7 protein-coding genes and 1 pseudogene are annotated in these 5,308 nt (G+C 69.4%); all 8 read right to left on the bottom strand.

The genetic code is table 11. The annotated features are described in order from the left end of the window. Positions 1 to 328: 328 nt before the first annotated feature. The gene (gene ykgO, locus V7067_RS15145) at positions 329 to 454 is read right to left on the bottom strand and encodes a type B 50S ribosomal protein L36 (protein ID WP_073629477.1); all 126 of its coding nucleotides are present in this window, start codon (positions 452 to 454) and stop codon (positions 329 to 331) included. 202 nt (positions 455 to 656) lie between these two features. Then, complete coding sequence (yacG, locus tag V7067_RS15150; RefSeq protein ID WP_334176740.1) at positions 657 to 884, bottom strand: DNA gyrase inhibitor YacG; 228 nt, start codon at positions 882 to 884, stop codon at positions 657 to 659. Continuing rightward, positions 881 to 1,504 carry a Maf family nucleotide pyrophosphatase gene (locus tag V7067_RS15155; protein WP_334176741.1) on the bottom strand — a complete coding sequence of 208 codons (624 nt, stop codon included), beginning with the start codon at positions 1,502 to 1,504 and terminating at the stop codon, positions 881 to 883. Before V7067_RS15155 ends, yacG begins: the two co-directional genes overlap by 4 nt. A gap of 121 nt (positions 1,505 to 1,625) precedes the next feature. Next, the gene (locus V7067_RS15160; RefSeq protein ID WP_334176742.1) at positions 1,626 to 2,117 is read right to left on the bottom strand and encodes an arsenate reductase ArsC; all 492 of its coding nucleotides are present in this window, start codon (positions 2,115 to 2,117) and stop codon (positions 1,626 to 1,628) included. 2 nt (positions 2,118 to 2,119) lie between these two features. Further along, a complete protein-coding gene (locus V7067_RS15165) occupies positions 2,120 to 2,644 on the bottom strand; it encodes a UPF0262 family protein (protein ID WP_334176743.1) in 525 nt (174 codons plus the stop codon). A gap of 17 nt (positions 2,645 to 2,661) precedes the next feature. Then, positions 2,662 to 3,954: a histidinol dehydrogenase gene (gene hisD / locus V7067_RS15170; protein ID WP_334176744.1), complete on the bottom strand. Its 1,293-nt coding sequence runs from the start codon at positions 3,952 to 3,954 to the stop codon at positions 2,662 to 2,664. A gap of 79 nt (positions 3,955 to 4,033) precedes the next feature. Further along, positions 4,034 to 4,474 carry a DUF2948 family protein gene (locus V7067_RS15175; protein ID WP_334176745.1) on the bottom strand — a complete coding sequence of 147 codons (441 nt, stop codon included), beginning with the start codon at positions 4,472 to 4,474 and terminating at the stop codon, positions 4,034 to 4,036. A 274-nt stretch (positions 4,475 to 4,748) separates the two neighbouring features. Further along, a pseudogene (locus tag V7067_RS15180) lies at positions 4,749 to 5,308 on the bottom strand (UDP-N-acetylglucosamine 1-carboxyvinyltransferase); the annotation flags it as partial.

Below are 5,308 nucleotides of genomic sequence, written 5' to 3' on the forward strand. Positions count from 1 at the left end.
CACGGCAACACCCGGGCGCGCGCCGGAACCGGCGACGCCGGCCGGCATCAGCGTCAGCATTGCAAGTGCGAACAGCGCCAGGCGGGAGTGCATGGCCCTTTATGACCCCGGCCGGCCGCAAGGTCAAAGCCATTTGCAGGGCGAGCCCGCCGGCAGATGCACCCCTGCCCCGCCGCCCGCGGGCCGGGTCCGCCCCCGGTGCAGCCGCGCCGGCAACGCGAATCCGCCTGCCGGATCAGGCCCCAAACGCAAACTGCGCACCCGGTCCGAAGCCCGGATGCGCAGCCTGAAATCCGTCTTCAGCCAGCCCGCAGGGCCAGCCGGCCAATCAGCCCTGACGCGCCTTGTAGCGCGGAGCCTTCTTGTTGATGATGTAGATACGGCCCTTGCGGCGCACAAGGCGGTTCTCGCGGTGGCGCGTCAGCAGGGACTTCAGCGAGTTCTTGATCTTCATCGGTCGTGTTCCGTCACGGTACGTCGAGCATCCTCGGTCTCAAGTCGCACCGGAAGAAGCCCTGAGGGAATCGGCGGACCACCGGATTGCCAGCCAGAGGCCGGCACGCCTGCGGTACATTCGGCCGGGGTTTTAAGAGAGGGAGGGGCTTCCTGTCAACGCCGCGGGCCACGATTCCGCCACCGGCGTGCTGTTTCGCTGCCTAACCGGCGTCGCCGTCGTCGCCGGCGCTCAGCGGCCGGCCGGCAATCACATAGCGGCCGGAGAGCCAGCGGCTGAGATCGACATCGGCGCAGCGCGCCGAACAGAACGGGTGATGCTCCTTCACCGCCATCTTGCCGCAGATCGGACACGGTTTCATACGCCGCTCCACGGTCTTTTCCGTGCCTGCGCGCTTTTCCGCGTCTGCACCGGTCTCGTCGGCCGTCATAGCAGTCCCTCCGCCCACGTTGCCGTCACCGGATAGCCGGCTCCGGCAAGCAGTGTGGCCGTCTCGTAGAGCGGCAGGCCGACGACGCCATAGTGGGAGCCGATGATTTCGATGACGAAGGCCGCCGCCCGGCCCTGAATGGCATAGCCGCCGGCTTTGCCCTGCCATTCGCCGGAGGCGACATAGGCTTCGGTTTCGGCGCGCGACAGCCGCTTGAACTTCACCCGCGTCTCGGTGCGCCGCTCGCTGACGCGGCCGGACGGTGCAATCAGACACACCGCCGTGACGACGCGGTGCGTGCGGCCGGACAGGCGCTCAAGGCAGGCGTGGGCCTCCTCGGTGGTCTCCGCCTTGGGCAGCACACGGCGGCCGGTGGCGACCACCGTATCCGCCCCCAGCACATAGGGCCGCGTGCGGCTTTCGGCATGGTAGCGCTCGCGCGCCACTTCCGCCTTGCGGCGGGCAAGGCGCACCGCCAGCGCCACCGGGGTCTCGCCGTCGTCCGGCGTCTCGTCCAGTTCGGCCGGGAAGAGATGCTCCGGCACGATGCCGATCTGTTCCAGAAGCGCAAGGCGCCGGGGCGAGCCGGAGGCGAGCACGAGCGGGGGACGGGTGGTCATCAGGCAGAGCTTTCCGGTTGGTCGCCGCCGCCCTCCGCCGGAGGATGCGGGCAGCACGGTTCCCTATCCTCTAGCCAATGGCGGGCGGGAAGAAAACCGCCCGCGGCGCGGCGGCTGCCCGTCATTCGCCGAGCAGCGGCTTCATCGGCAGGCCGAACCGGCGGCGGATGCGCATTTCAAGATCGCGCCGGACGCCGCGGTAGGCATCCATGATCTGGTTGCGCGAGCCCATGGTCGCGGTCGGATCGTAGATCGGCCAGTATTCCACCTCCACGGCCTCCGCCCGCGTCAGGTCGAGCACCTGATGGTGCGCCTCCGGCGTGAGCGTGACGACGAGATCGAAATTGGTGTCGGCCAGGTCTTCCAGCGAGATCGGACGGTGGCCGGCGATGTCGAGGCCCACCTCGGCCATCACCGCCACCGCGAACGGGTCCTTTTCGCCGGGCCGCACCCCGGCCGAACGCACATAGACGCTGCGGCCCGCCAGGTGCCGGGCCAGCGCGGCGGCCATCGGCGAGCGCACCGCGTTGTGGCGGCAGACGAACAGCACGGCCCCCGGCCGGCCCCCCGGCGGGCGCTCCGTCTCGTCCGGGGCGGGGTCCGCCGGCGCCATCCTCACCCCTTCCAGTGCAGCGCGCAGATCAGGGTGAAGAGCCGTCGCGCAGTATCGAAATCGATCGCGATCTTGCCTTCCAGCCGCTCCATCAGCAGCCGCGAACCCTCGTTGTGGATGCCGCGCCGGCCCATGTCGATCGCCTCGATCTGGCTGGGCGTGGCAGTGCGGATCGCCTGATAATAGCTGTCGCAGATGAGAAAATAATCCCGCAGGATCGAACGGAACGGGTTCAGCGACAACACATGGGTGATGACCGGCGCGCCCGCCTCGTCGGCGATCTCCATCACAAGGCGGCGCTCGCGGATCGACAGCGTCAGCCGGTAGGGACCGCGGTCGTGGCCCACGGGCGCAAAGCGGTTTTCCTCGATGAGATCGAAGATCGCCACCGCGCGCTCGTGGTCGATATCTGCCGTGGCACGGGCGATGGAGGCCTCGTCCAGCACCACGGCCACAAGGCGGGCCCTGTTGTCCGCTGCCGGTGCCGGGCAGCCTGCCGCCGCCGCTTCCGCCCCCTCGTCCGCCATTCTGGTCTTGTCCCGGGTCAGAGATTGAGTCGGATGCCGACCGAGCGGCCGTGGGCGTCGAGCCCCTCGGCGCGGGCCAGCATCATCGCCGCGCTGCCGAGCATCCGCAGGCTGTCGGCGTCGCAGCGCAGAATCGAGGTGCGCTTCATGAAGTCCAGCACGTTGAGGCCGGACGAGAAACGCGCCGAACGGGCCGTCGGCAGCACATGGTTGGGGCCGCCGACATAGTCGCCGATCGCCTCCGGCGTGTAACGGCCGAGGAAAACCGATCCGGCGTTGCGCACCATGGCGAGCAGGGCTTCCGGCTCGTCGATGGCCAGTTCCAGATGCTCCGGCGCCAGCTGGTCGATCAGCGCCGGGGCCTCGCCCAGATGCCGCACGATGATCGTGGCACCATAGTCGCGCCAGCTTGCGCCCGCCACCTCGCCGCGCGGCAGGCGGGCAAGCTGGTGGGCCACCTCGCGCTCCACCTGGGTTGCGAACACCACGTCGTCGGTGATGAGGATCGACTGCGCGGCGGCATCGTGCTCGGCCTGCGCCAGCAGGTCGGCGGCGATCCACGCCGGATTGTTCTCGCTGTCGGCCACCACCAGCACTTCGGAGGGGCCGGCGATCATGTCGATGCCGACCGTGCCGAACACCTGCTTCTTGGCGCACGCCACATAGGCGTTGCCGGGGCCGACGATCTTGTCCACCGGCCGGATCGTCTCGGTGCCGTAGGCGAGTGCCGCCACCGCCTGCGCCCCGCCGACGCGGTAGACCTCGTCGATGCCGGCGATGCGCGCCGCCGCCAGCACCAGCGGGTTGATGACGCCGCCCGGCGCCGGCACCACCATGACGAGCCGCTCCACCCCGGCAACGCGGGCGGGAATGGCGTTCATCAGCACCGAACTCGGATAACTGGCGGTGCCGCCCGGCACATAAAGCCCGACGGCCTCGATCGCCGTCCAGCGGTGGCCGAGTTCCACGCCGAAATCGTCGGTGAAACGGTCGTCTTCCGGCCGCTGGCGGCGGTGGTAGCTCTCGATGCGGTCGCGGGCGAACAGCAGCGCCTCGCGCGTGCCGTCGTCGACGGCGGCCTCGGCCGCATCCATCTCCTCCGCCGTCACGGCAAGGCCGAGGGCGGCAAGGTCGACCCGGTCGAAGCGGGCGGAATAATCGATCAGTGCCTTGTCGCCGCCGGCGCGCACGCCGGCAACGATGTCGGCCACCGCGGCATCGACATCGACCGACACCTCGCGCTTGGTGGTGAGCAGAGCCCGGAAGCGCGCCTCGAAATCGGGCTGTCGGGTGGAGATGCGAATAGCCAAGTCAACCTGCCAACCAGGTCAGCGTTGCAACAAAACCGACCGGCTCTGCCGCCTGTCCTCGGAGCCGGATCGGGCCGGTTCAGCCGGCGCTTCTGTGATCGGGGCGCCGGCGGGCGGTCCATGCGCCGCCAAGGTCCGTCAGCCGCGCCTCGATGCACTCAACGGTGAGACGAATGCGGCCACCGCCGGCAAAATGCAAGGTGACGATACCGCCCGGTGCTCCGGTCTCGGCAAAGGTCACCGCCAGCAGCACCGAAACAGGCCCCGTGTCGCCCGGATGCACACCCTGCGCGGCAACGCCGGTCACACGGTCGAACTGCAGCACGGCGCTGTGGCGCTCGTCGGTTGCCGCATCGCCCGTCACCGCGCCTTCCCAGGCGAAGCGGTTGAGCGGCAGCACGAAGCGTCCGTCGCCCTTCAGCCAGCGACCGAGGCCGGGCCGGGTGACGGCATCCTGCACATGGGCGGAGAGCACCGCGAGGTCTTCCGCATCGAGCGCGGCCAGCCTGAGTAAATCCATGGGATCGCCAACGGGTATGGGGTCGCCAACGGGTTTCGGCAGCAACGGGTTAGTAGTAACGGGCTTCAGCAGCAAGGGTTCGTTGTGACGGGGTCTGACGGCGACAACCCGGCAGCCACGGGTTGCACCCGCCGTTCCCCGCCCCTGCGGGGGTAGTTAGTCCCTTCGCCGCACCCCTGCAAGTCGCTGCCCCCTGCAAGTCGCTGCTCCCTGCAAGTTACCGCCCCCTGCAAGTCGTCGCGCCGGCACAGGCCGCCCCGGCCGGCGCCGCCCTTCAGCCGGAGATGCGCTCGATCTGCGCGCCGCAGCGCGACAGCTTGTCCTCCAGCCGCTCGAAACCGCGGTCGAGGTGGTAGACGCGGTTCACGGTGGTCTCGCCTTCCGCCGCCAGCGCGGCGATGACGAGGGAGACGGAGGCGCGCAGATCGGTCGCCATCACCTGCGCCCCCTGCAGCCGCGGCACGCCGGTCACCGTTGCCGTCTCACCGTCAAGCCGGATATCGGCGCCAAGGCGGGCCAGCTCCTGCACATGCATGAAGCGGTTCTCGAAGATGGTCTCGGTGATGTGCGACACCCCTTCCGCCCGCGTCATCAGCGCCATCAGCTGGGCCTGCAGATCGGTCGGGAAGCCGGGGAACGGCTCGGTCGTCACATCCACCGGGCCGATGCCGTGGCCGTTGCGGGTCACGCGGATGCCGCTGTTGGTGGCGGTCACGCCGATGCCGGCCTCGTGCAGCACGTCGATGGCCGACGACAGCAGGTCCGGCGAAGCGCCCTCAAGCGTCACGTCGCCGCCGGTCATGGCCACCGCCATGGCATAGGTGCCCGTCTCGA

The sequence above is a fragment of the Pseudoxanthobacter sp. genome, from assembly GCF_036822375.1.
Taxonomy (GTDB): domain Bacteria; phylum Pseudomonadota; class Alphaproteobacteria; order Rhizobiales; family Segnochrobactraceae; genus Pseudoxanthobacter.